The organism is Bilophila sp. 4_1_30 (genome assembly GCF_000224655.1).
GTDB lineage: Bacteria > Desulfobacterota > Desulfovibrionia > Desulfovibrionales > Desulfovibrionaceae > Bilophila > Bilophila wadsworthia.
Window position 1 is genome coordinate 425,436 of the sequence record NZ_JH114231.1, and the last position, 20,969, is coordinate 446,404.

Below are 20,969 nucleotides of genomic sequence, written 5' to 3' on the forward strand. Positions count from 1 at the left end.
GCCCATGTCTGTGCCGTGGCCAGCCGTTGGGAATTGGAAAGCAGTAAGGTGGCGCTGCGAAGAGAGGCCACGGATGTCTTCACACCGTTGATGACCAGCCCCAGAGCCAGACCGCCCACGGCAAGCCCGGCTATCACCGTGGCTCCGGTCATGAACACGGCGGTCGTCCGGGGGAAACGCTGGGCAAGATCGCCCGCACGGGTGGCCACGCCGCTCAGACCACGCGCCACGGCGCTCACCACAGGCAGCAGCGCAGTACCGACGATGGTCCCCAAACGGGTCATGCTGTTTTGCAGCAATTGGATATGGTTGGCGGTCGTATCGGCACGGGTATCATATTCCTGCTGCATGGAATTACGGTACTTCTCAGTCGTGGAAACCTTGTCCAACGCCATGTCATAGCGATTCAGGTTGTTGACCAGACGTGCAATCTTAGGGGCATGTTCCGCGCCGAAGATGGCGTTGAGCGCCCGCATGGGATCTTTGCTTTTGGCGACGGTCTGCATGAAGTGCAGCAATGCGCCTTGGGCGTCTTGCCGAAACGCCTTTGCCATCCCTTCGCCGCTCATGCCGAGCGACTGAAACGCTTCCTGGGCGTCTTTCGACAGCGTGTCCGCCGTGCCCAGACGAACGAACATGGCGTTGGTAGCCGTAGACGCTTCCTCGGCCCCCACCTTGGCATCGAGGAACGTAGCCCCCAGAGCCGCAACCTCCTGTCCTGTAAAGCCGTAAATCTTGGCTGCCCCGCCGGTTCTGTTGGCAAAATCGACAATCTGGGCGGCTTTGGCATCCATGCTGTTGGCAAGCGCATTCATGGAATCGCCCAACAGGCGTACACCATCCTGACTGAGCTTGAAGTTGTTGCGCAAGCCGGTCATAGCATTCCCGGCTTCTTTTGCGCTGATGTCAAAGGCGACGCCCATCTTGGCGGCGTCCTCGGAAAAAACGAGCAGTTCTTCCTGTTTGATGCCTGCCGCACCTGCCGCTGCGGCAATTTCAGCCAGCCCCTTGGCCGTCATCGGCAGCCGGGTGGACATTTCCAGCAAGTCTTGGCTGAACATCTTGAAGCCCGTATCGTCAAAATCCGTGACCTTTTTCACGTCAGCCATGCTGGATTCATAATCAACGGCCAGCTTGACGGGCATGGCTACGGTGGCGGCTTGCGCCGCAGTACCCATCAACCGCCCATTCAGATCATCCCGCTGGGAACGCAGGGTGTCCCTCCGCTGACGGTTCGCTTGCACGGCCTGCTGGATACGCTGTGCCCGTGCCGCGTTTTCCGCCAGCCCGCGGTACTCCCGTGACAGTTCACGAATGGACCCTCCCGCGCCCGTTGCGGCAGCCACCGTCTCGCGGAAGGCCGCGCCGGACAGACGCACCTGCCGATTCAAAACATTGACGGAATCCTCTGCCTGCCGGATCTGACGGGCCAAGGTGCCGGATGCGCCGCCAGCGGCATCGGCACGGGCGCGCAGCGTGGCCAATTGCTGCTGGGCCGTGCGCAACTGTGTGCCCAGTCCTTTCAAGGCCGCGCTCTGCTCCCCGACCATCGTGGCCATGACGCTCCGGCGCTGTTCCTTGGGCGTGGCGGCTAAAGTGTCGCGTAAAACCGTGCGTTGGGAATCCTCCGCACGGGCGATTTCCAGCCCGGACTCCACACGGGCCTTCGTCGTCCGCTGGCTTTCGATTTCTCCACGGAGCTGTCGGTACTGATTGATAAGCCCCTGCACGGAGCCGCCCGCCGTGGCTGCTCTGGCGCGGGTTTCGGCAAAAGCCGAGTTCTGCCTCTCCAGACGGGAGGTTAGCCCGGAAACTTCCGTTTCCGCCTGCCGTATCTGAATCGCCAGCCTGCCAGAAGCTCCCCCTGCGGCATCGGCCTGAGCGCGCAGCGCGTCCAGCACGCCGCGCGCCCTGTCCAGTTCCGCTCGGGTTCCTCGGATGGCCTTCTGCTGATTGACCAAGCTGGACCCAAGGCGGCCCACGGGAGATTGCTCCATGTCGCGGATGGCCTGCGTGATGCCGCGCACCTGCCCTGTTGCGGCCTTGAACGCGGAGCCGTAGCTGCTGTCCAAAGTCGCTCCAAGAGCGAACGATACGCTGAATTCACGAGCCATATTCATCCTCCGCAATGCCATTGGCGGCCTGAACGTATCCGGCGAACTCCGCCGGAGTCATCTCCCGGATGTCCGAACGCGACCAGTTGCTGAAGCGTCCGAGCTGCAACATGCCCGACCTTAGTCTTCCAAGCTTCTCTCCGGCATCCCATCCGTCTCCGGAGTCATCGTAGGGTCCTCTCCCTCCGGAGCGTTCAACTCGTTCAGGGCTTCGCGCAACGCCGTGTAGTCCGGCCCGTACAGGCTTCGGATCGCGTCGTAAGGCAGTCTGGTGAGCTTGCTGAACATGCAGACCTCGACCGTGACCGAGTTCTTCGGGCGCTTGAGCCTGATGGCCATTTCCATAGCGTCCTCTTCATCTCCAACCGTGGATCGGCGGATAGTGATTTCGGTGAGCTCTTCACCGCCGACGATGATAGGTTCCAGCAGCTTGACCTGTTTTTTTTCCATAATGTTTTCTCCTATGCGTTGAGGCCCATCTGGACGCGGACGGCGGCCAGCAGGTCGTTGCCCTTCACCCGGTGGATGAAGTTGATCTTGTCGATGAGGAGCTGTTCCTCGCCGTCCAGCAGGATTTCGAGGCGGGTCACTTCCAACTCAAGATCGTTGCCGTGCTTCTTGCCCTGCTCCATCGTGCCGAGGCTCATGTTTTTCGGACGGCCAACGATATTGAGCCGATACGGGATGGATTCGCGGATGCTGGTGCTCTCGTCCACGATCTGCAAGGCGCTGTAGCACTCGAACAGCGGCTGGAGCGTCCAGTCCAGAATGTCGAAAACATCCTTGGTCGCACTCGTGAAGGTCATCTTGCAGGTCATGGACTGCGTGAGCCCGATGGTCGGGGATTCGATTTCCCCGGCAAGGCCGGAACCGCTCAGGGTTTCGGTCATGTACTGTACCTGCGGCATCTCGATCTGGGCCGTGCCCAGAAGGTCTTTCCCCTGCCAGTACACGCGGTAGGCGATTGTTTGCTCAGGACGACTCATGGCCTCTCCGTTAGCTGAACAGGACGCTCAGGTTGTCGGTGTCGAATTCAAAGATGCCGTCGATCTCACGGTTGGCGGGCGGCGGGGTGAGCCGCAGGTGGAACCGGGCGATGCCGTCGATGAGATCGGTCGTCGGATTGTCCGACTCGTCGAAGGAGATGGAACCGCCAAGGAGCATCTCGCGGGCCGCATAGCCGTCCAGCCGGATCTGCTCGCTTTTCAGGATGGTCTGGATCTGGCGGCGGGTCAGCGGGTTGTCCACCTTCTGGAAGTACGTCAGGATGAACGTGCTCTGGTACCAGTTGAAGAATCGGCGGATGGCGTCCTGGCAGTCCTTGGGGTCGGTGTTCGAGGGGTACACGCTCATGCGCCCGCCCCACGACTTCATGCCGCCGTCCCAATTCACGGCGGTGTAGATGCCCTCGCCGTTCAGGTAGTTGCACTTGTCGAGGCCGAGGAAGAGTTCCTTCCAGCCGCCCTCCTCCTTTTCGTCGGGATAGCCGATGCTCGTGATCTCCAGCCGCTTGTTGGACGGGCTGGCGTAGGGGACCCCTTCCCGGTCGGCGTCGGTCTGCGAGATGAGCCCGGTGAGGTGCGTGGCGAGGCCGAACACGCGGTCCCCGAGCTTCACCTTGGGCCAGCACACGATCAGCAGCTCGTCCGAGAGGTTGTTGTTCTGCTTGTATGCGGGGACATCCGTGTACTTCTTGACCCCGTGCTCGCCTTCGGTCGGGATGTCCGCGAGGGCCACGGCCTTGAACAGCCCGTTGATGCCGTCCGCCTTCGCCGCCATGACCACGGCCACGGCGGGGTCTTCGGAGAAGCGCGGGGCAAGGATGCTGCCCGGCACGAGCCGGAACTGCGGGAACACGGAATCGATCAGCTCCAGCCCTTCCGATTCTCCCGTGGATTCGTTGATGCCGCCGATGACGTCCGCGCTGTCCACCAGCGACACGTCCGCATAGTCGTACCCGGCTGTCACGTTCGCTTCGGCGGGAAGGCTCCCGCCCTCGATGCGGGACAGTTCTCCGGAGATCGGGTCCAGCGTGTAGTCGGTGCCTTCGACGTAGGTTGTGGAACTTTCCGCATTTTTCAGCACCAGCTTGGAAACGGAGCCGTGCTTGAGCGAAGCCGCACCCTTGGCGTCAAAGCTCACGGCCTCGCTGCTGACGCTCGTTTTGTGGACGGCGGGATCGAAGACGTTGCACACCACCAGCGGCGCGCCCCGGTAGAGCGCGAAGTGGCTGTACGCAAGCTCCTGCAAGCTGTATTTGTTGAAGTTCTCCTCGTCCCACCCCATTTCCGAGACGAACTCGTCATACGAATAATACATGCGCAGCCGGTTCACGTAGCGGGGCTTGCCCGCAGCAAGGCGGTCAACCGCCGCCGTGCCGACCGCGAAGACCACGTTGCTGTCCACGGAACGGGCCGGGAGGATGCTCGTGGGCAGTTCGCTGGTGTATACGCCGTGTTTGAAAGCCATAGCCTACTCCTTGGTCTTCCGAGCCTTGCGGCTGGCCTCGCTGATGGTTTTGAAAAGCCGCTGTATACCGCTGCCTTCCTTGCGGAGCTGGCAACGGGTTTCGGCCAGCTTCTCCACCGGGACGAACAGCTTTTTCAGATCCGGGTTGGCATCAATGACGGCGGCAAGCTGCGGAAGCGGTTCGCCACGCAGGACGGCGCTGGTCCGCAGGGGAAGGCCGAACGGCCTGTCCGGGCCGACATACACGGTCAGCGCCTGCTTCCGGCGGGCAATCAGCTCCGGGGACGGGCTTTCGGCCCTCACAGGCGATTTCCGGGCTGTTTTGGGGGATTCCTGCTCACTCATAGGTGTGTTCCTTCAAAATGCCGCCCAACGGGGTGGACGGGATAATATACTGGTATTCCGGGAAAACAGTCGCCATATGGTACTCCATCCACTGTTTTTCAGGGTCGGGGATGGACGCTTTGAGGGGAAGCTCCAACTGGAACTTTTTGTCGACAACCCGATTTCGGCGCAGGACGGCCCGCGTCCAGTCGAGCAGTTCCGCGAGGATCAGCCCGGCCTGCTCCTGGCTCTCCGGCGCGTACATGCCGAGCACCAGCGCCAGCGTTTCCCGGCCTTCCGCGCCGATGTAGCCATCCACGCCTTCGTTGATGTCGCCGCTGACCCACCGGACGCAGATGAACGGGTACGTCCTTCTCCCCTGCTCGTCGGGCAAACCGTGAAGGAACACTTGAAGGTCTTCACAGGAACCGTCAGGAGCGGGGAAAGGGTACTCTTTCATGGCCTCGGTCAGCATTTCCTTGACCGCCAACAATAACTCTCTGCTTCTCATCGCATTTTTCCTGATGCGGCCAGTTTGCCGATTTGAAAGTTGACCTCGTGTTGCAGACGGCGGGGAAAAACCTCAGACGCCTTGTCCACGATCTGCTGCTGGTTTTCCTTCTTGAGCAACGACTGGATGGGCGACGCGCCGAACAGCATTTTCACCCCTTTCCAGACAAGCCCTTCCGCCCCCTTGCGGCCTTTTTTGTGGAAGTTGTTCACGCCTTTCTTGCGCATGAACACGCCGTAGCCGCCGAAATCGATCCCCCGCAGCTTCTTCATGATGAAGGGCTTCGAGTAGCCGGGCTCCTGATAGACCTTCCGCGTACCGCCTTGCCGGATCTGCGCCGAAACGCCCGCCGGGGGCTTGGTTCCGGGGAACTTCGGAGCCGGACGGAAGTGGTACTGGGAGATGCCGCGCCGCCCGGAAATGTAGAGGCAAGCCTTCGTGGTGCCCCTTTGCGCCTTCTTCAAGTAGAGCTGGTCGAAGAGCCTTCCCGGAGGCACGTAGACATAGGCCCGCCGCGCAATGCGGATCGCCTCGGCACGCATGGCGTTCAACGTCCGGTTGATGGCCCGTGAAACGGCGCTCTCGCACTCCTTCGGCATGTGCTGGAGCGAGGCCGTGAGCGCCCGGATCGTTTCGTCCATGTTGGGGATGTCGAGCCGGATCATGCCGCCTCCCTGTACAGCCGGATGGTCCGCAGCGCTTCGCGGTCGGCTGTGGCCACGAACCAGCGTTCGCCGTTGAACGTCACGCTCGTGCCGGGGTACAGCTCGTCCGGGAAGTCGGACAGGGCCACGGACAGCACCACGAGCCTGTGGGAAACGCCGGGCCTGTCGTCCGCTTCGGGCCATGCCATTTCCGGCCTGTCCACCACGGCGTCGAGCGTTCTGCCTTCCAGCGTGACGGATTCCCCGAATTCGGCGGGGTTCAGGAACACGGAGTGGATTTCCTGTTCCAGGATGTCCTTGAAGAAGCTCTGGTTCATGAATGCCCTCCCCGCTCCTGCAACAGCGCCTCGGTCCGGGCCATGCGTTCGCTGAGGCCCTGCATGGCGTCTTCGTAGTCGTCCAACCGTTCATGGACACGCGCTACCGTCAGGCGGCAATCATCAATGTGGACGAGCTTCACCCGATGTTTGTTCAACTCGGACAAATCGGATGAAACGCCCCGGACTTCCTCCCTGAGCGTCAGGAAGACATAGACGACGAGCGAAATGAGCAGCACAAGCAATGTACCGATGATGCCCATCGAATAGGCCAGCAGCGTTTCCGTGGTCAGCGGCATAGTTCCTCCGCGTGTTCAATCCAGAGCAGCAGCTCCGCGCCCTCATTTGCCGGAATGTGAATCCAGCCTCCATGTTCCATCTTCCATTGCCCGTCCTCTTCGTAGGCCCACGCCTCAGTGATGATCGCCCCCGGCGTCATCGGTGCGGGAGGCACGCTTGTCAGCGCCCCCGAACTTCCGCAGCCATGCAGAGCCGCCGTCAGAGCGCACAGCGCCCACACGGGAACGGCGGCGGTATTCCCGAAAACCTTCAAGAACCAGTTGAAGGATGCGGACGAGGGCCGACCATGCATCACTTGCCGCCATTGCCCGCGTCGTCGGCGTTTTTGGCTTTGCCCTTGTTGCAGCCGATCCAGTTCAGCAGCTCGTAGACAATCCGGTACAACATGCCCGACTGCTCCGTGGGCGCGGGCATGAACGCGCAGATGAACGCGCAAACGCCGGAAACGGCGGCCATGCCCAACGCGACGATGCCGGACTGGGAATCCATCAACGTAGCGAAATCCATCAGAAGACCTCCTGTCCGGGGTCATAGGTGCGCGTCGGCCAGCCGCCGACGCAGAATTTCCGCAGCGGGAAACGGTTCGCCGCGCTGTTTACGTAGTGCGCGCCCTGCATACAGTTCATGAGGTGCACGATGCGCCGGGCGTCGTTCCGGGAAAGGACGATGGAAAGGGCCGAAAGCGTCTTCGGGCCGACGACGCCGTCCGTCTGGAGATCGTCGAACAGGCGTGCCCCGTCCGCGCTGCCGTCCTTCCGCCAGTTGAAGGCGTTGCAGAGCCGTTGCAGGTAACGCCCCATGCCCGCCTTGCCGAGGTTCACGGCCTGCTCGAACAGCTCGTCGGCCACGATCTGCTCGAACCGTTCGAGCCCGAGCTTGTCCCACCACTCTTTCTTGTACCAACCCTTGACGCACCCGGTGAGGCTCGGAATCCCCATAAGGTGCGCGGAGAAGGCGGCCTTGCCCTGCTTGTAGGAGGGATGGCTCTTTTCCCGGTCGATGACGGGCCAGATCGGTTCGTTCGGGAAGAAGTTGCGGGCGCACCCGCGGAACGTCTCCCCGCCCTTGTCGCCGGAATCGTGCGTCCAGCCGCCTTCCCACTTGGCGACGGGCGCGTAGGCGAGATCGAAATCGGCCATGACTACGCAGCCTTGAAGTTCAGCTCGATCAGAGCTTCGGGGAACGTGCAGAGCGTGAGCGGGTTGGACTGGACTTCAATGTCGATGCCGCGGCCTTTTTCCTTTAAGTCCATGCGCGCGTAGTATTCGAGCCCCATCGTATTGACCGTTTCCATCCAGTCGGCGGGCGCGTGGTACTGCTTGAAAATGCCGGGGCCGACCGGGTAGACGTGCCCCTTCTTGGCATCCACCATCGTCTTGCCGCCCACCACATCGGAACGCTCCACAAACGTCAGGCCGCCGTAAGGGAAGCCGCGCTTACGGTAGTCGTTGTCGCCAAAATTCGATCTATTGGAGAGCCATCTTTCAAAATACTCCCGCACCAGTTTGTGGGACGTCAGCATGTCGTAGGCGTCCGAGCCGATGATGCACTCGATATGGCTGAACGGCGTGCCGCCCATCGCGGCCTCGACATGCCGCTTGGCGTTGAGGATGCTTGTCAGAATGGGGTTCGCATCGTCGGCGGCCGTCTTTGGGAACGAAATGTCCATCTTCTTCTTAGTGACCCCGAAGGTGTTGAAGATGTCATGCAGGACGGTAGTGCCGTTAGCGTCGAGCACCACGCCCTTGATGGCCCCAAGACGATGGAACTCCATCGTCGCCGTCATGTTATCCTTCAACTGCTGCATCTTGTCGTTATAGACTTCGGCAACCGAAATCGGCTCGGTGGAACCGAACGCCCGCACATCCTGAAGGTCTTCGGGCGCCAGCGTGTCGGACATGGCAAGATGCGCGCAGGAGAGGTGCATCCACTCCCGCTTGGCCCCGCGCCCGGCAAGGCTCTCCGGGGCGGTATTGCGTTCCGAGTCCCCGATCAGCACGATGCGGCCTTTCCTGATGTCGAGGGAAACGGTCGTGGTCTTCACGCCCTTCACCTCGAACAGCCTGCGGAAATAGACGGGAAGTGCGGGCAGTTTGTTGACCGCCGCGGTCATTTCGGTGCACTCGAACACCGTGGGATAGTTCTGTATGGGCATGGTTTACTCCTTGATGACGATGCCGAGATCGGACAGGGCCAGCTTCGCATCGGCCTGCAACGTAGTGACGCTGGCGTCGAACTTGAGGGCCGCGCCGTTCAGGATGGCCCCGCGCCGGATGACGACGCCGGATTGTGCGGACTCGCTGGCTTTGACAGCGCCGATGAGCACGGCGACGGGCGCGCCGCCCAACTTCTGGGCGCTCTCGACCGTGGATTCCGTCAGCGGCTTGTATTCCCCGGCTTCGCGCATCAGCACCATGCCGAACGGAAGATCCGCTTCCGAAGCCGCCAACGTCACAACCTCGCGGCTCCACTCGTAGTTCAGCTCATGCAGGACCAGCTCGGAAAAGTCCGGCCCCATGACTTCGGTATTGACGATGATCTTGGACATGATGTCTCCTTACTTCGCTACTCCGGCGCGACGTTCGGCGTCCGCCAGCAGCGGGCTTTTCGTAGTTGCCGTGGGAACCGTCCCCGGCGAGGCTGCTACGGGATTCTGGTGGACATTCTGGAGTCCGGCGAGGATACCCGCACGGGTTTTCGCCTCGGCATTCTCATGCACGGGCGCTTCGGCCTTCGCCAGCAACGGGGCTACGGTGGCGATCTGCTCGGCGCTCATCCCGGTGGCCCGGAGGGTGTTCAGCGTCGTCTCGACGCGGGACGCCGCCTCATCGCCCGCCACGGCCTTCACCACGGCGAGTGCGCCGGCCACGGCATCAGCCGCCGCCTTGTCCATGTTCGCCTTGTTCTCGGCCTCCGCTTTCAGCCTGCCTTCGGCCAGCAGCGCGTCCACCAGTTCCGGGGACTGCGCGGCGAGTTCTTCTCTGGTCATCTGTGCCTCCACAGCGAGTTTGCGGATCGCGGCGTCGCGATCCCTGACGATATCGGTGACAAGGCCAAGCTCCCGCGCGGGCTGCGCCAGCAAAAGCTGCGCCTCGCCCCACAGTTGCGGGTCAGCCGTCAACCCCATGTGACGGCCCACATCGGCCTTGAAAATCTGGTGCAGGGTGTTGATCCGTTCCTGAAAATACTGGCGTTCCTCGTCGGTCAGCTCGCCGCCCTGTCCGGCCGCCTTCCACTTGCCGCCCGTGATGGTCACGGTGGAAATGCCCCATTTCTCTTCCAGCTTCGCGTAGTTGGTGATCGTCATGATCACGCCGATGCTGCCGACTGTGGCGGTCAGCGGCGCGTACACGGTCCCGGTGGCCGACGCCAGCCAGTACGCGGCGGACGTGCACAGGCCGTTGGCGTAGGCGGCGCAATGCTTCTTCGTCCGGGCCTCGGCTATGGCGTCGGCAAGCTCCTTCGTGCCCGCCACGACGCCGCCCGGACTGGTGATGTCGAGCAGGATGGCGCGGGCGGCGGGGTCGGCAAGCGCGGCCTTCAACGACGACGCCACGGCATCCTGCCCCGTCCCGTACCAGCCCTGCTCCCTGACGATTGGCCCGGATACCGGGATGACGGCCACCCCGCCGACAAGCTCGTAGCCACGCGCCTTCCGCTCCGGAAATCCTTCAACCAGCGCTTGAGGGTTCGACTTTGCCGAGTCCAATTCAGCCAGCACCTGCTCCGCCATTTCAAAGGGCAACGCCCATAACTCATTCATCTTCTTCTCCCGTCCCCTCTTCGAGGGCCTTACCTTCCGGCTTTTCGTCGCCCTCCGGGGCCGCGTCCTTGCCAGCCTTCCCGAGCTTGGTGCTCAGGCTCAGGGGGCCGAGCAGCGCCAGCAGAGGAGATTCCTCCAGCATCCGGGCGTAGCCTTCGTCGAAGTCCCTGCCCGTTTCGGCCCACGCCTCGCCGTAGGTCATCAGGCGGTTTTGCAGCGCGAGGATGGTGGCCGTGATCTCCTTCACCGGGTCCACGAACCCGCGCGAGGGGCCGATCCAGTCCACGTTGCACCAGAATTTGCGGGCCTCGTAGAAGCCCGGCGCGCCTTTCGGAAGCTCGAACATGCCCCGGAGGAACGCCTCCTCTATGACCATCTCGTAAACGGGCTGGCAGTAAAGCCGCCCGAACCAGTTGCGGTAAAAGCTGTAGAGCTTCCACGCCTCGTTAAGCGCGGCGCGGGCGCTGGAGTAGTTGGTCTTGGAAAAGTCTTTCGTCAGCGATTCGTAGGGGATGCCCACGGAGGCCGCCGTCGCCCGCAGCACGATCTCAACGAACGCGGAGAAGTTGGCCGAGGGGCGCTTCGATTCCAGCACATACGGCTTTTCGTTCTCGTTGCCGTAGAAGACCTGGCCGGGGCTGAGGTCCTGGACAAGCTGGCGTTCCCGGCGTTCGCCGTCGCCTTCCTGCCCCTCCGTCACATAGTCGGGGAGCTGCACCCCGCCGTTTTCCAGCGCGACGAACACGGGGAACGACGCGGCTATGACCTGCGCAAACAGCTCGTAGCTGATGGCGTCGGACAGGTTGCGGAACAGCTCGATGCCCTTGGAGAACGCCGAAACGCCGCGCACCTGCTCGTCCGTCTCGTGCCGGAACAGGTGGAACACCCCCGGACGGTGACCGACGCGGGCCGGGACATAGGTGAAGTCCGCCGCCAGCAGAGCGCTCCGTTCCACCGACAGGAAGGAGGACTGGGGCGAAGCCTTGGGCGTCGCCAGCCAGTACCCTTCCGGCCTGCCGTACTCGGACAGGCGGACGCCGTCGCGGAGGAGGGGATCGCTCTGCTGGTCGCTCGGCGTCATCAGGCGGGCCGGGGAAAGCGTCTGGAGCGCGAACGAGAACGCCCGGTTCTGCCGTTCCCGCTCTTTTTCGTTGAGCATGACCGCCAGATGCAGCATCTCGCCCAGGCTCAACATGGTGCGGATGCCGAGATTCTGGAGGTCGGCAAAGTGGCATTGCCCGCGAACGTCGGCTTCGGATGTCCAGAGCGCAAAGGCCCATTCCATCCGTTTGCCGAGTTCGCGGGCGCTCTCAGAGGAGATGCCGAGCATGTCGGCGGGGATACTCGCCTTCGGGACAAGGCCCGTCCCAATGGCGTTGCTCGAAATGGCTTCGACGGCGGAATGCGCCGCCCAATCGTTGGCGGCGAGGTCGGCGGCACGGCGCTGCATGACCGCCCGTTCGCGGGATTCCCCTTCCGGGGAATGCACCTGCGGCCCGCGCCAGCCCGAGATGGAGCCGCGATAGGCCCCGGCGTCGCGGGAGGCGCGGGCGGTCATGCGCGAGGTGGACACGGGAGAGAGGGGATGCCCGAACTGATCAAGCAATGCCATGCCTTACCTCCTTACCCGTGCGAGTACGATGGTGGGGCCGCGACGCCCGGTGTCGAGCGCCGCAAGCTCGCCCTGAAGATAGACAAGCTGCTGGCGGATCTCGGGCAGATCGTACCGGGTCAAGGTGCGGCCCTGCACCGTGTACGACTTGCCCGTGGACGCCGCCTTGTACGCGGCCTTCCAACAGACGATCAGATCGAGGAGTTCTTCACGTGTCCAGATTGTGCTCATAGTGGGCTACACATAGCACAGAAAAATGTGCAAGTCTGGCACTGTGGGGAATATGGGGAATGTGGGGAATGTGGGCACAAAAAATTTTCAAAAAAACGAAAAAAAGCCCGGCGCGGGGCCGGGCGAAGAGAACGAGGCAAAAAATGTTTTAGTTATGCAGGGCGACATGAAAATTCAGGTACCAAGCGAAGGCTACCCATAGGATATAGGGAAAAAACAAATACGAACTGACCTTGTTATGAGGATAGGCGCGCCATGCGTAATACAACAGCAGTGCGAGAAGACCCGTTATCACCATCATGCCGGCCCACGGGCTGTGGAAAAAGAAAAAGACGACGCTCCAAAAAAAATTCAGCACGAGCTGGCCCACAAAAAGGCCGGTGACCATCTTATAATCAGGAGCCTTGCGCTTCCATACGAGCCCGATGGAAACGCCCATCAGAATATACAGCAGAACCCACACAACCGCGAAGACCACACCGGGGGGCGTAAGAACCGATTTGTCCAACTGCGGATACCATGACTGGAGAGCATCGCTTTGCAACAGGCTCGATAACTCCCCCACTGCCAAACAAGCAGCTATGCCGATAACGATGGGCAAGTATTTCATGGTGCCTCCTTCAAAGCGGAACCTGCTCTCTTTATTAGATAGCTACTTACTCATCCGCCCTTTGGAATCCACTATTTTTACTTCCGCAAAAAAGAGAAGCCTGAACAAGGTGGCGAAATGTCAGCCAAAGAGCTTCCCGATCTCCCATCTCAATACACTCATCCAGCATTTCCGTCGCCATGTTGGGATGGGCTCGGTACATCGCCGCTATCCCCTCATCGAACGGCACAGCTCCGTTGCATTTCCTGCCCTGGAGTTCCTCCCTTCCTTCTGTCAACATTTGCGGCACACTCCTTGGCGAATTCCCCCAGTTCCGGCCTTTTTTCGATCATCTCAAACAGGACTTCCAAAGATTTCGGAGGGGCTATTTTGCCGCGCTCATAACGTGAAAAGGCATTGACTCCCCCACCAAACATAGCTGCGGCCTCCTTTTGGTCGAGGCCGAGCTTCTTTCGCACGCTTTGGATACGTTCAGGATTGAACTGGCTGGCATTCACGGAAGCGTTGAAGGTCAACATCTCCTTGTTCAACCTCTGCGATTCCTCACGCGACAGCACCGCCTCTCCGCAATCCTGGCAGTATTCGCCTTCCACAAGAAATGAGGTCGTCTGCCCTTTGTATGTGTATTGCTCTTCCCGTACTTCGTGGCGCACATCCGCGCTCCCACATTCAGGACAAATCATTCTTCAACTCCTTAAAAGATACCAGCAGAACATCTTCAATAACGGTCAGCTTAACATAGAGCATCCCCACTGCCGAGGCATGTCTGTACACGTCTTGCCATACCTTATGATTATTATACGTTGTCATGCTTTTATAAAATTCTCCTCGATTCAACGCGAGGAGTTCCTGCATCACCGCTTCTTCGGTGAAGTCAAGAGCGGCGGCACTGGCGGTCGCCGTTTTGGTCATGTTGAAACGGCCTTCCGAGATCAACTCTTTCACACGCTGCAACGGGCAATGGGGCTTGTTCTTTTCCATGTTTTATACTAACCATTTTGGTTATTTTGTCAAGGTTATTCGTTCGGAAAATCCTTTTGCAAGAATATGTTCCAAGTTTTCACGGGAAAACCATCGATACCGCTTTCCTGTTCCGTATATGGGAACCTTTCCCTCCCTCACCAGCCTGTAGAGATGCGTCTTGCTGCACCCGAGAATTTCGCAAGCCTGCTGCCAGTTGAGGCGATCCGACAAGTCGTATAGCGCCATCACGACCTCCGCAGGTTCGCCAGACGCGAACCGATGCTACCCCCGCCGCGTTCGGACGGGCGCGGGGGACGGGCGGGCTTTTTCGCTTCCTCGTCCGGTCTGCGGCGATGGCGCACGTTCAGGATGAACGCGAACGCCCGCTGCATGACCTCGCAGTCCCAGAAATGGTTCGGCTTGTTTGCCGGGTTTTCCCATCCCTGCTTTTCGTCATCCCACACCTCGGCGCACAGCTCTTTGGCGTACTGCTCAAGCTGCCCGCCGTCATTGGCGTGGAGGTGGAACGCGCCGGGGTCGTCCGGGTGGATGCCGAGTTTGAACGCCAGATCGGACTTGAAGAACGTCACGTCGCAGCGGTAGAGCATCAGCCCGCCGGGGATCTTGACCTTGTTGCCCTTGGCGTCGGGGAAGTATTCCTGATGCGAGGGGGTGTAGGGCTGCGCCATCGAACGGACGCCCTGCCACGGGAAGACGCGGCCCCGATGACGGACGGCCCAGCGGTAGACCTCGGCGGTGCGCCCGCCCATCGCGTCGATCATGGCTGCCTTGACCGCGTATTCCCTGCCGTCCGGGTCGGCGTAGACGCTCCCGAACAGGATTTCCTCCAGCGCCGCGAGGTTGTCCGCCGAGCCGGACGCCACGAGCCAGCTCTCCTCGGTTTCGCCATAGCCGTAGGCCCGGATGACGTACCGGAAATAGTGCTGCTGCGTGTCCACCGTGGCCAGAAGGACGGATACCCGCTCTTTTCCGTCCACCGGGCCGGGAACCTTCCCGCGTGGGCGGTCGTCGCACAGGGCGAGGATGGCGTCTTCCGAGCGGGCCGCGTGCGACTCCACCCACGGCTCGGCGGCGTACTGGTTCCTGAAATTCTTGAGGTCATCCAATTTTCCGCTCTCCTTGTATTTGAGCCAGGCGTGGACCACTTCGGACAGGCTCACGAAGTATGAAAGCCACGCGGGGATGTGGAAGCCAACCTTCACGGGACGGTGCGCGGCGACGTGGGCCATCAGCTCAAGGCCGGACGTGCGCTCACGCCACTCCCCTCCCCTGACCGCCCGGTCGCGGTCGCCGTCATCCCACACCGCGCCGCAGTATTCACAGGCGTAGTAAGCCAGCCGCTTCGCCAGCACGGTTTCGGCGTCCGGTGACTTCTCCTCATCCTTTCCGGGCCATGCGATACGCTCGAAATCCATGTGCTGGAAAAAGCCGCAGTGCGGGCAGCGCACCCAGAAATCGAAGCGGGCACCCGCCTCCTCGGTGAGCGCCTTCCAGATCGGGCCGTCCTCCGTGGTCGGGGTCGAAATTTTCACGACCTTGCGCCGGGTCCGCCATGTCGTCGTGCGCTTCTCCGCCAGCGACTCGGACGATGCCTCGTTTTTCGGGTTCTTGTACTTGTCCAGCTCGTCGAGGATGAGGATGCGGATGGGCTTGTTCCCGAGGCGCGATACGGAGCCGGACCAGCCGAGGTAAATCGGCATGTGAAGCAAGTTGATGCGGAGGCTGGAGGCGTCGTCCCCGTAGCCCGTCATGTACTGCCGGAGGCGCGGGGAGGCTTCGATCATCGGGATGATGCGATCTTTGGCATTCTCGCGGGCGGTCAGCTCATCCGGGAAGACGTACATCACCGGGCCGGGGAGACGGTCGATGCAGTACCCGACGATGTTGTGGCCACACTCCGATCCGCCCGTCTGGGGGCTTTTGCAGATGATGACCGTCTCGACGCCGGGAAGCCCGGACACATCCATGATCCCGGTGAGGTACGGCGTAAACACATTCCGCCAGCGGCCCCGGATGGCCGACATTTCGAGGACGCGGTGCTTCTCCGCCCATGCGCTGATCGGCACGGGCTTGCGGCGTTTCATCGCGGCCCGCTCCCCGTTTGAAAACCGGACATTCACGGTCAGCCTTTTCTCAGGCTGCTCCGCCGTGCGCTGACGGAGCCACAAGGCCAGAGACGGCGGAAGCCATTTCGGTATCGGCACCGAAAGGGCCACGCGCCGACACTCCTTTTTCGGCATTTCGTACAAGGCAAGCTGCGTCATGCTATCCCTTCAACAATCCCGGAAACACGCGTTGGAAACCCTCCGGCACGGGGAGGGCCACCACGTCCTCGGCTTTCAGCACGATGGTGTGCCGCTTCATGATCTTCCCTTCGATGATCGGGTGCCCCCACCACTGGTCAGGGAAGCACTGGTTCCGGCCCCGCAGCACCACGGCGTAGCGGGCAGTCATCACCGTCATGCCGTGACGGAGCTTCATGGTGCGCCTCCGGAGAAACTTTCAGATGCGCCACGCGGTCACGGACCTCGGCGCGTTTGGCGTTGTTGAACCGATCCACCGTACCAACGAGGTAGCCCGTGATGCGCCGGATGCGCTCGAACTTCACGCCGTTGCCGACCTTCCCGTCCATAATGGGAAAATGGTTGAACTCTCGCATGGGTGTTGCATTCATTTTCAATTCCTGCGCGTTGGTCCGGCAGACGCGCCCCTGCCCTGCGTTATTCGTCGTCCGGTTCGTTTTCCGCTTCCGGCTCGTCAGTAAACGTGACCTCAATCTCGATGGGCTTCGCGTACTCGTTCATGGCCTCGTCGATGACCTGCTCGATGTGCTCGACGAACGGACCCGATTTCTTCGGGTTCCCCTCGACCAGCGCGATCACGTCGAGCGACCGCGCCTCAAACTCCGTTTTCAGGCTGGCGGACAGGGCCACGGCACGGGCGGCAAGCTCCTGATAAACGTCATCCCGCGAGATGTACTGGCCCTGCTTGACCTTGAGGATGAACTCTTCCTTGTCCGCCACGGCCCGTATCCTGCGGATTTCCTGCTCTTCCTTTTCCCGCTGCCGTCTGGCGGCGTCGGTGGCCAGCTTGTCCGGCGTCCCCGCCGTGGGGAGCGACGCCGCGTAGCGGTCAAGGTCACGCCGCTTGAAGGTGCCGTCCGGCTGCTTTCTCAGGCGTCCGGCCTTGATGTCGGCAAACAGCTTGGTCTGTCCGATTTTCCTGCCGCAATCCTCTTGCAGATAGGTGAGCGCCTCTTTCCACGTCTTGCAGTTCTGTCCTGCGTCCATCGCTTTCTCCAGCATGGCTGTGGCGCGTTCCAGAATGGCAAGGTTTTCCTTTGAAGGATCGGAATAGACGTCCTGTTGCGCTCTGTTCTTGGCATTGAGCAACGCGGGAATGTCGTTCTTCCTGCTCACTTCAACAAGGGAACGCAGTTTTTCGCCCTGATCCTTGTCTTTCTGTAAATCTTCCATACTGTCCTCGCGCCGCGTTCTGCGGTGGGCGCATGTAGAATGTCTCATTTCGCCCTCCGTTGACTTGTATAGTCAGGAGGGAATATCCTTCGCGTGTGGTCGCTGGAGGCTATTCCCTCCGCTTCCTAGGGGGCGTTCGGTGTGCTAGACCGGGCGTCCCCGCCTTTTTTACGGTTTACGGCAACAGGCTGAATTGCCCGTCATGCCGCCGACCGTTCCACTCGGGAACGTCGAGGTTGATGTTTTCCTTGATGAACGCGGCGAGCACCCTGCGATGGCACTCTTCCGGGTTCAGCTCGAAGCAACAGAGGATCGGGTTCGGGGTTCGCTTCTCGATCTCCTGAAGGTAGAGCCGCAGGGAAGACGGCGTGGGAAACCGGGATTCCAAGTCCTTCCTGTACGCCGCTTTCCAGTCCACGGCCTTCGGGTCAGACGGGGCGAACCGCTCGGCGCGCGGCCCGTTCCATCCCCTGTGCCATTTGGCGATGCAGACTTTTCGTTCTTTCGGGGCCTTGCTCGAAAAGAACGAGGTTTCAATGGGCATTTCAGACTCCTAGAAAGGCACGTCTCCGTCATAGTCGCCGGAGGGTTGAGGGTTTTCTTCCAAAAGCTGGCTCACAAGCTGCTCAAACCGGACGCGCTTCGGCGTGTACGCAAGGAACATGTCGATCAAATCGCAGGTTGACGCGAACCCGTATTCATCCGCCAGCTCGTCCAGAGCGACGCCGCCGTTCTTCACCAGCAGGTTCGGCAGCTTGCGGTTGATGTCCTTGATCGTGTCCCTGTCGTAATCGGCGGCGACGCTGTGGTAATTCACCCTGCGGCGGTTCCAGATTTCGTCGATCACGGCGTACTCGTCGCTGACGACTTCCTTCGCCAGCCTGCGGGCTTCTTTCTCTGTCATGGCTCTGCTCATTGACTTTTTGGCGGGCAGGAGCCAAACTCAATCCGTACATGAAGGACTTGGCTCCTTTTCGTATCGGGGCGGTAAGTGGCATTACCGCCCCACTCTTTTATGCAAGGCCGGGGAGCATCATCTGCCCCCGCTTCACCTTTTCCTGCCTCGGCACGATCCCCATCCACATCTGGGCCACATTGCCCTTCGTGTAGTAGACGGACTTCCCGCCGCGTTCCCGCCATGCAATCCGCAGAGCCATCCAGAAATACAGGCTGGCCGGACCTCCGAAACGGTTCGCTCCGAACCGGGCCAGATTCCAGGCCGTTACCATCAGCTCCTTGAGTTCATGCTTGCGCCTTGCGTCCATGCCGTTCTCCTTTTGATTGAAAAAGTTCAACCATAAAAAGAACTTAGCATGTTACGCCTGTTATACAAGAGTTTTTTGTATTTAATTACATGAATTACTTATATTTTTTCTTCCAGAGGGCGAAGGATTCCGCAAGCGTCCGCGCCCCGAACGGGGCATAGTAGTTGAGGGCGTACTGGCCCGTTTTCTTGTCCTGCTTCCGGCTGTAGAGCTGGAAGCACCCCCGGTACTTCATCGAGACAGGCCCCTTGGCGAAGGCCGTGGTGATGACCCACCCCACCCGCTTGTTCAGCTTGGCGTCCACCCATTCCTTGACCTCGCGGCTGGTGAGCAGGAGCAGCACGAGCTTGGCCAGCCGCTTTTCCACGTCCGAGGCCACGGCGAGATCGCACATGATGTACAGGGATTCGTCTCCGCCGGGGTTGCCTTCCGGGAGTTTCCACTGGGCATGGCTCATCTTCATGAAGTCGGCCTTGCCGATCACCTGCCCATCCAGCGTGAGCACGATGCAGACGTCCACGCCGCCGTCGAAGTAATCGATGCGCTTGGCAAGGTAGAGTTCGTTCAGCCGCAGCGACTGCGCCCGCTTGACCGGGGCGAAGCCGGGAACCTCGTCCCCGGTCACGGGCCGGTTCGCGGGCCATATCGGGCCGACCGGAGCGGTTTTGGCCGAGGAACGGATCACGACCTTTTTGGCTTGCTTCGCCACAATGTAGGTCGTGCGGCCACGCCCCCGGGGAAGCACCGCCGAAGGCTGGCCGAGGAGCGCGTACACTTCGGGGAGGTCCTTCTCCAGCACGACGTAATACGAGTCGAACCGGGCGATGGCCTCGAACAGCTCAAGGCTTTTGTCGGTCATTTCCCGGTAGGCCGGGGGCGTCCATTCTACCGTGGCCCGGAGCAGCGCCTCCAGCTTTTCGTACCCGGCCTTGTAGGTCGGCGGGAACGCGAAAACCGTGTGCCCGGACGCGCTCTTTTCCAGCAGGTCGAAGCCGTCGCGGGCTTGGTAGTCGATGGGGCCGATGTGGGCCTTGTAGGTTTCGAGCTTGGCGCAGGTCTTTTCCATGAGCGTGTCCCACGCCTCCCGGCTGTGCTGCACCATACGCATCTTGAAGGCGTTGTCGCCCTTCCACACCTCGCGCAGATCCATGAGCAGGCTGATGGAGGCCGTCAGTTCCAGCGGCGAACCCGTGCGGAGCAGCCCCCGGAGGTGCTCCGGGCAGTCTTCCCGCTCCCGCGCCTCCAGTGTCCAGCCGGACAGGTACGCGCCGAGCGCCGAGGTGTAGAGCGTCACGTCACAGGCCGTTATCGTCCCGGCGAAGCCCGCCGAGCGCAGCACGCTCGGGACGGTAAAGTTCCCGGCGCCGACGATCAGGCAAGGCAGGTGCACGTCCTTCGCGTACTGCGCGAGGACCTGACGGACGGATGTGGCCACGGCCCCGATGAAGCTCATGCCGCGCCCTCCGCCGCTCGTTCCGGCTTGTGGTTGGCAATGGCTTCCTCGGCAAGATCCATGAGCTTGAGCATGGCAAGGGAGGCGTTCCGCACGTCGAACGTCTTTTTCGTCGCTTCCAGCAGATCAAAGAAACGGTCGAACTGCTTCACGTCCGCCAGCCAGATTTCCTTTGCCGGCAGCCCGTCCAGATCATCGAGCACGGCGTTCAGGCGTTCGGCCTCGCTGTCGACGAAAGCGAAGGTCATGGTGCGCGTGCTCACCTGCGGCGTGGTGAAGGACGTCAGGTCGATCTTGTCCAGCTTCTCCACCACGTCCGAGGACAGGCCCGCGTAGGTCTTCGCCGCAATGTCTTCAATCTCCGCCCACAACTCGGCAAGGAGCGCAGGGTCATCCTCGCCAACAAGCGCGTTGTGCGAGAGCTGGATGGCCACGGCTTGCGACCGCGTGAGGTCCTCTTCGATGATCATGACGAGGATGCGCTCGATCCCCGCCTCGACGGAGGCTTGTACACGGTGGTTCCCGGAAAGGACTTCCACCCTACCGTCGCTCAAGCGGTGGCACAGGGGCACGGACGACAGCCGCTTGTCCCGCCCGATGTTCGCCGTGAGCTGCTGGAACACGTCTTTTTTCAGTATCCGGGCATTCTTCTTGAGCAGGGAAATGTCCTTCGGGTCCATGACCGCCAGCGTCAGGGCGTCCCCGTACAGAGCCTTGCTGATGCGCGAAAGCGTGTCGTTCTCAGTCGAAAAATCCATGTTACCCCCATATCTTCAAAAGGTTATGCGCGCCTATCTCTGCCGCGACGTGTGCCGACAGCCAGTCCCACAGGGCATCGGAATGGTCCTGAAAACTCCAGAAAGCCTCAAACTGGT

Annotated in this window: 31 protein-coding genes; all 31 read right to left on the minus strand. The window is 61.1% G+C overall.

The annotated features are described in order from the left end of the window. Nucleotides 1-2,114, minus strand: a 2,114-nt coding sequence (locus tag HMPREF0178_RS02065; RefSeq protein ID WP_009378614.1) for a phage tail tape measure protein, incomplete at its 3' end; no start/stop codon positions are given. Continuing rightward, nucleotides 2,104-2,226, minus strand: a complete 123-nt coding sequence (locus tag HMPREF0178_RS22760) for a hypothetical protein (RefSeq protein ID WP_009378615.1) — start codon at nucleotides 2,224-2,226, stop codon at nucleotides 2,104-2,106. The genes HMPREF0178_RS02065 and HMPREF0178_RS22760, both read right to left, overlap by 11 nt. 8 nt (nucleotides 2,227-2,234) lie before the next feature. Further along, nucleotides 2,235-2,564: a phage tail assembly protein gene (locus HMPREF0178_RS02070; protein ID WP_009378616.1), complete on the minus strand. Its 330-nt coding sequence runs from the start codon at nucleotides 2,562-2,564 to the stop codon at nucleotides 2,235-2,237. An 11-nt stretch (nucleotides 2,565-2,575) separates the two neighbouring features. After that, nucleotides 2,576-3,100 (minus strand): phage major tail tube protein, encoded by a 525-nt coding sequence (locus tag HMPREF0178_RS02075; protein WP_005026908.1) that lies wholly within the window; start codon nucleotides 3,098-3,100, stop codon nucleotides 2,576-2,578. 10 nt (nucleotides 3,101-3,110) lie between these two features. Beyond that, nucleotides 3,111-4,583, minus strand: a complete 1,473-nt coding sequence (locus tag HMPREF0178_RS02080; RefSeq protein ID WP_009378617.1) for a hypothetical protein — start codon at nucleotides 4,581-4,583, stop codon at nucleotides 3,111-3,113. A 3-nt stretch (nucleotides 4,584-4,586) separates the two neighbouring features. Continuing rightward, the gene (locus HMPREF0178_RS02085) at nucleotides 4,587-4,928 is read right to left on the minus strand and encodes a hypothetical protein (RefSeq protein ID WP_009378618.1); all 342 of its coding nucleotides are present in this window, start codon (nucleotides 4,926-4,928) and stop codon (nucleotides 4,587-4,589) included. Then, nucleotides 4,921-5,418, minus strand: a complete 498-nt coding sequence (locus tag HMPREF0178_RS02090) for a hypothetical protein (protein ID WP_009378619.1) — start codon at nucleotides 5,416-5,418, stop codon at nucleotides 4,921-4,923. The genes HMPREF0178_RS02085 and HMPREF0178_RS02090 overlap by 8 nt, the downstream gene beginning before the upstream one ends. After that, complete coding sequence (locus HMPREF0178_RS02095) at nucleotides 5,415-6,083, minus strand: hypothetical protein (protein WP_009378620.1); 669 nt, start codon at nucleotides 6,081-6,083, stop codon at nucleotides 5,415-5,417. The genes HMPREF0178_RS02090 and HMPREF0178_RS02095 overlap by 4 nt, the downstream gene beginning before the upstream one ends. Further along, complete coding sequence (locus HMPREF0178_RS02100; RefSeq protein ID WP_009378621.1) at nucleotides 6,080-6,400, minus strand: hypothetical protein; 321 nt, start codon at nucleotides 6,398-6,400, stop codon at nucleotides 6,080-6,082. Before HMPREF0178_RS02100 ends, HMPREF0178_RS02095 begins: the two co-directional genes overlap by 4 nt. Next, on the minus strand, nucleotides 6,397-6,699 hold the full coding sequence (locus HMPREF0178_RS02105; protein ID WP_005026896.1) for a hypothetical protein: 303 nt from the start codon (nucleotides 6,697-6,699) through the stop codon (nucleotides 6,397-6,399). Before HMPREF0178_RS02105 ends, HMPREF0178_RS02100 begins: the two co-directional genes overlap by 4 nt. Then, on the minus strand, nucleotides 6,690-6,992 hold the full coding sequence (locus HMPREF0178_RS02110; protein WP_009378622.1) for a hypothetical protein: 303 nt from the start codon (nucleotides 6,990-6,992) through the stop codon (nucleotides 6,690-6,692). Before HMPREF0178_RS02110 ends, HMPREF0178_RS02105 begins: the two co-directional genes overlap by 10 nt. Continuing rightward, entirely contained in the window at nucleotides 6,992-7,207 is a 216-nt protein-coding gene (locus HMPREF0178_RS02115) for a hypothetical protein (RefSeq protein WP_005026891.1), read from the minus strand. Before HMPREF0178_RS02115 ends, HMPREF0178_RS02110 begins: the two co-directional genes overlap by 1 nt. Next, complete coding sequence (locus HMPREF0178_RS02120; RefSeq protein ID WP_009378623.1) at nucleotides 7,207-7,839, minus strand: glycosyl hydrolase 108 family protein; 633 nt, start codon at nucleotides 7,837-7,839, stop codon at nucleotides 7,207-7,209. The genes HMPREF0178_RS02115 and HMPREF0178_RS02120 overlap by 1 nt, the downstream gene beginning before the upstream one ends. A gap of 2 nt (nucleotides 7,840-7,841) precedes the next feature. Next, nucleotides 7,842-8,855 carry a major capsid protein gene (locus tag HMPREF0178_RS02125; protein ID WP_009378624.1) on the minus strand — a complete coding sequence of 338 codons (1,014 nt, stop codon included), beginning with the start codon at nucleotides 8,853-8,855 and terminating at the stop codon, nucleotides 7,842-7,844. A 3-nt stretch (nucleotides 8,856-8,858) separates the two neighbouring features. After that, nucleotides 8,859-9,248, minus strand: a complete 390-nt coding sequence (locus HMPREF0178_RS02130; protein ID WP_009378625.1) for a head decoration protein — start codon at nucleotides 9,246-9,248, stop codon at nucleotides 8,859-8,861. Nucleotides 9,249-9,257: 9 nt separating this feature from the next. After that, entirely contained in the window at nucleotides 9,258-10,463 is a 1,206-nt protein-coding gene (locus HMPREF0178_RS02135) for a S49 family peptidase (protein WP_009378626.1), read from the minus strand. Further along, nucleotides 10,456-12,075: a phage portal protein gene (locus tag HMPREF0178_RS02140; protein WP_009378627.1), complete on the minus strand. Its 1,620-nt coding sequence runs from the start codon at nucleotides 12,073-12,075 to the stop codon at nucleotides 10,456-10,458. Before HMPREF0178_RS02140 ends, HMPREF0178_RS02135 begins: the two co-directional genes overlap by 8 nt. A 3-nt stretch (nucleotides 12,076-12,078) precedes the next feature. Beyond that, on the minus strand, nucleotides 12,079-12,306 hold the full coding sequence (locus HMPREF0178_RS02145) for a DUF6148 family protein (protein WP_009378628.1): 228 nt from the start codon (nucleotides 12,304-12,306) through the stop codon (nucleotides 12,079-12,081). A 148-nt stretch (nucleotides 12,307-12,454) separates the two neighbouring features. Then, nucleotides 12,455-12,916: a TspO/MBR family protein gene (locus tag HMPREF0178_RS02150; protein ID WP_009378630.1), complete on the minus strand. Its 462-nt coding sequence runs from the start codon at nucleotides 12,914-12,916 to the stop codon at nucleotides 12,455-12,457. 215 nt (nucleotides 12,917-13,131) lie between these two features. Further along, the gene (locus HMPREF0178_RS02160) at nucleotides 13,132-13,599 is read right to left on the minus strand and encodes a type II TA system antitoxin MqsA family protein (protein ID WP_009378631.1); all 468 of its coding nucleotides are present in this window, start codon (nucleotides 13,597-13,599) and stop codon (nucleotides 13,132-13,134) included. Beyond that, a complete protein-coding gene (locus HMPREF0178_RS02165) occupies nucleotides 13,586-13,897 on the minus strand; it encodes a type II toxin-antitoxin system MqsR family toxin (RefSeq protein WP_009378632.1) in 312 nt (103 codons plus the stop codon). The genes HMPREF0178_RS02160 and HMPREF0178_RS02165 overlap by 14 nt, the downstream gene beginning before the upstream one ends. 21 nt (nucleotides 13,898-13,918) lie before the next feature. After that, the gene (locus HMPREF0178_RS02170) at nucleotides 13,919-14,125 is read right to left on the minus strand and encodes a helix-turn-helix domain-containing protein (RefSeq protein ID WP_009378633.1); all 207 of its coding nucleotides are present in this window, start codon (nucleotides 14,123-14,125) and stop codon (nucleotides 13,919-13,921) included. Further along, the gene (locus tag HMPREF0178_RS02175) at nucleotides 14,125-16,164 is read right to left on the minus strand and encodes a terminase gpA endonuclease subunit (protein ID WP_050809242.1); all 2,040 of its coding nucleotides are present in this window, start codon (nucleotides 16,162-16,164) and stop codon (nucleotides 14,125-14,127) included. The genes HMPREF0178_RS02170 and HMPREF0178_RS02175 overlap by 1 nt, the downstream gene beginning before the upstream one ends. A gap of 1 nt (nucleotide 16,165) precedes the next feature. Next, nucleotides 16,166-16,381: a hypothetical protein gene (locus HMPREF0178_RS02180; protein WP_009378636.1), complete on the minus strand. Its 216-nt coding sequence runs from the start codon at nucleotides 16,379-16,381 to the stop codon at nucleotides 16,166-16,168. Then, complete coding sequence (nrdD, locus tag HMPREF0178_RS22960; RefSeq protein WP_369736906.1) at nucleotides 16,302-16,559, minus strand: anaerobic ribonucleoside-triphosphate reductase; 258 nt, start codon at nucleotides 16,557-16,559, stop codon at nucleotides 16,302-16,304. Before nrdD ends, HMPREF0178_RS02180 begins: the two co-directional genes overlap by 80 nt. Nucleotides 16,560-16,620: 61 nt before the next feature. After that, nucleotides 16,621-17,424 (minus strand): hypothetical protein, encoded by an 804-nt coding sequence (locus HMPREF0178_RS02185; protein WP_009378638.1) that lies wholly within the window; start codon nucleotides 17,422-17,424, stop codon nucleotides 16,621-16,623. A gap of 127 nt (nucleotides 17,425-17,551) precedes the next feature. Next, entirely contained in the window at nucleotides 17,552-17,920 is a 369-nt protein-coding gene (locus HMPREF0178_RS02190) for a DUF488 family protein (RefSeq protein WP_009378640.1), read from the minus strand. A gap of 9 nt (nucleotides 17,921-17,929) precedes the next feature. Further along, a complete protein-coding gene (locus HMPREF0178_RS02195) occupies nucleotides 17,930-18,280 on the minus strand; it encodes a hypothetical protein (protein WP_009378649.1) in 351 nt (116 codons plus the stop codon). Nucleotides 18,281-18,389: 109 nt separating this feature from the next. Beyond that, nucleotides 18,390-18,641: a protein phosphatase gene (locus HMPREF0178_RS02200; protein ID WP_009378650.1), complete on the minus strand. Its 252-nt coding sequence runs from the start codon at nucleotides 18,639-18,641 to the stop codon at nucleotides 18,390-18,392. Between the two features lie 94 nt (nucleotides 18,642-18,735). Further along, nucleotides 18,736-20,094 (minus strand): hypothetical protein, encoded by a 1,359-nt coding sequence (locus HMPREF0178_RS02205; protein WP_009378651.1) that lies wholly within the window; start codon nucleotides 20,092-20,094, stop codon nucleotides 18,736-18,738. Next, nucleotides 20,091-20,852, minus strand: coding sequence for a ParB N-terminal domain-containing protein (locus HMPREF0178_RS02210; RefSeq protein WP_009378653.1), 762 nt, complete (start codon nucleotides 20,850-20,852; stop codon nucleotides 20,091-20,093). Before HMPREF0178_RS02210 ends, HMPREF0178_RS02205 begins: the two co-directional genes overlap by 4 nt. Nucleotides 20,853-20,969: the final 117 nt, after the last annotated feature.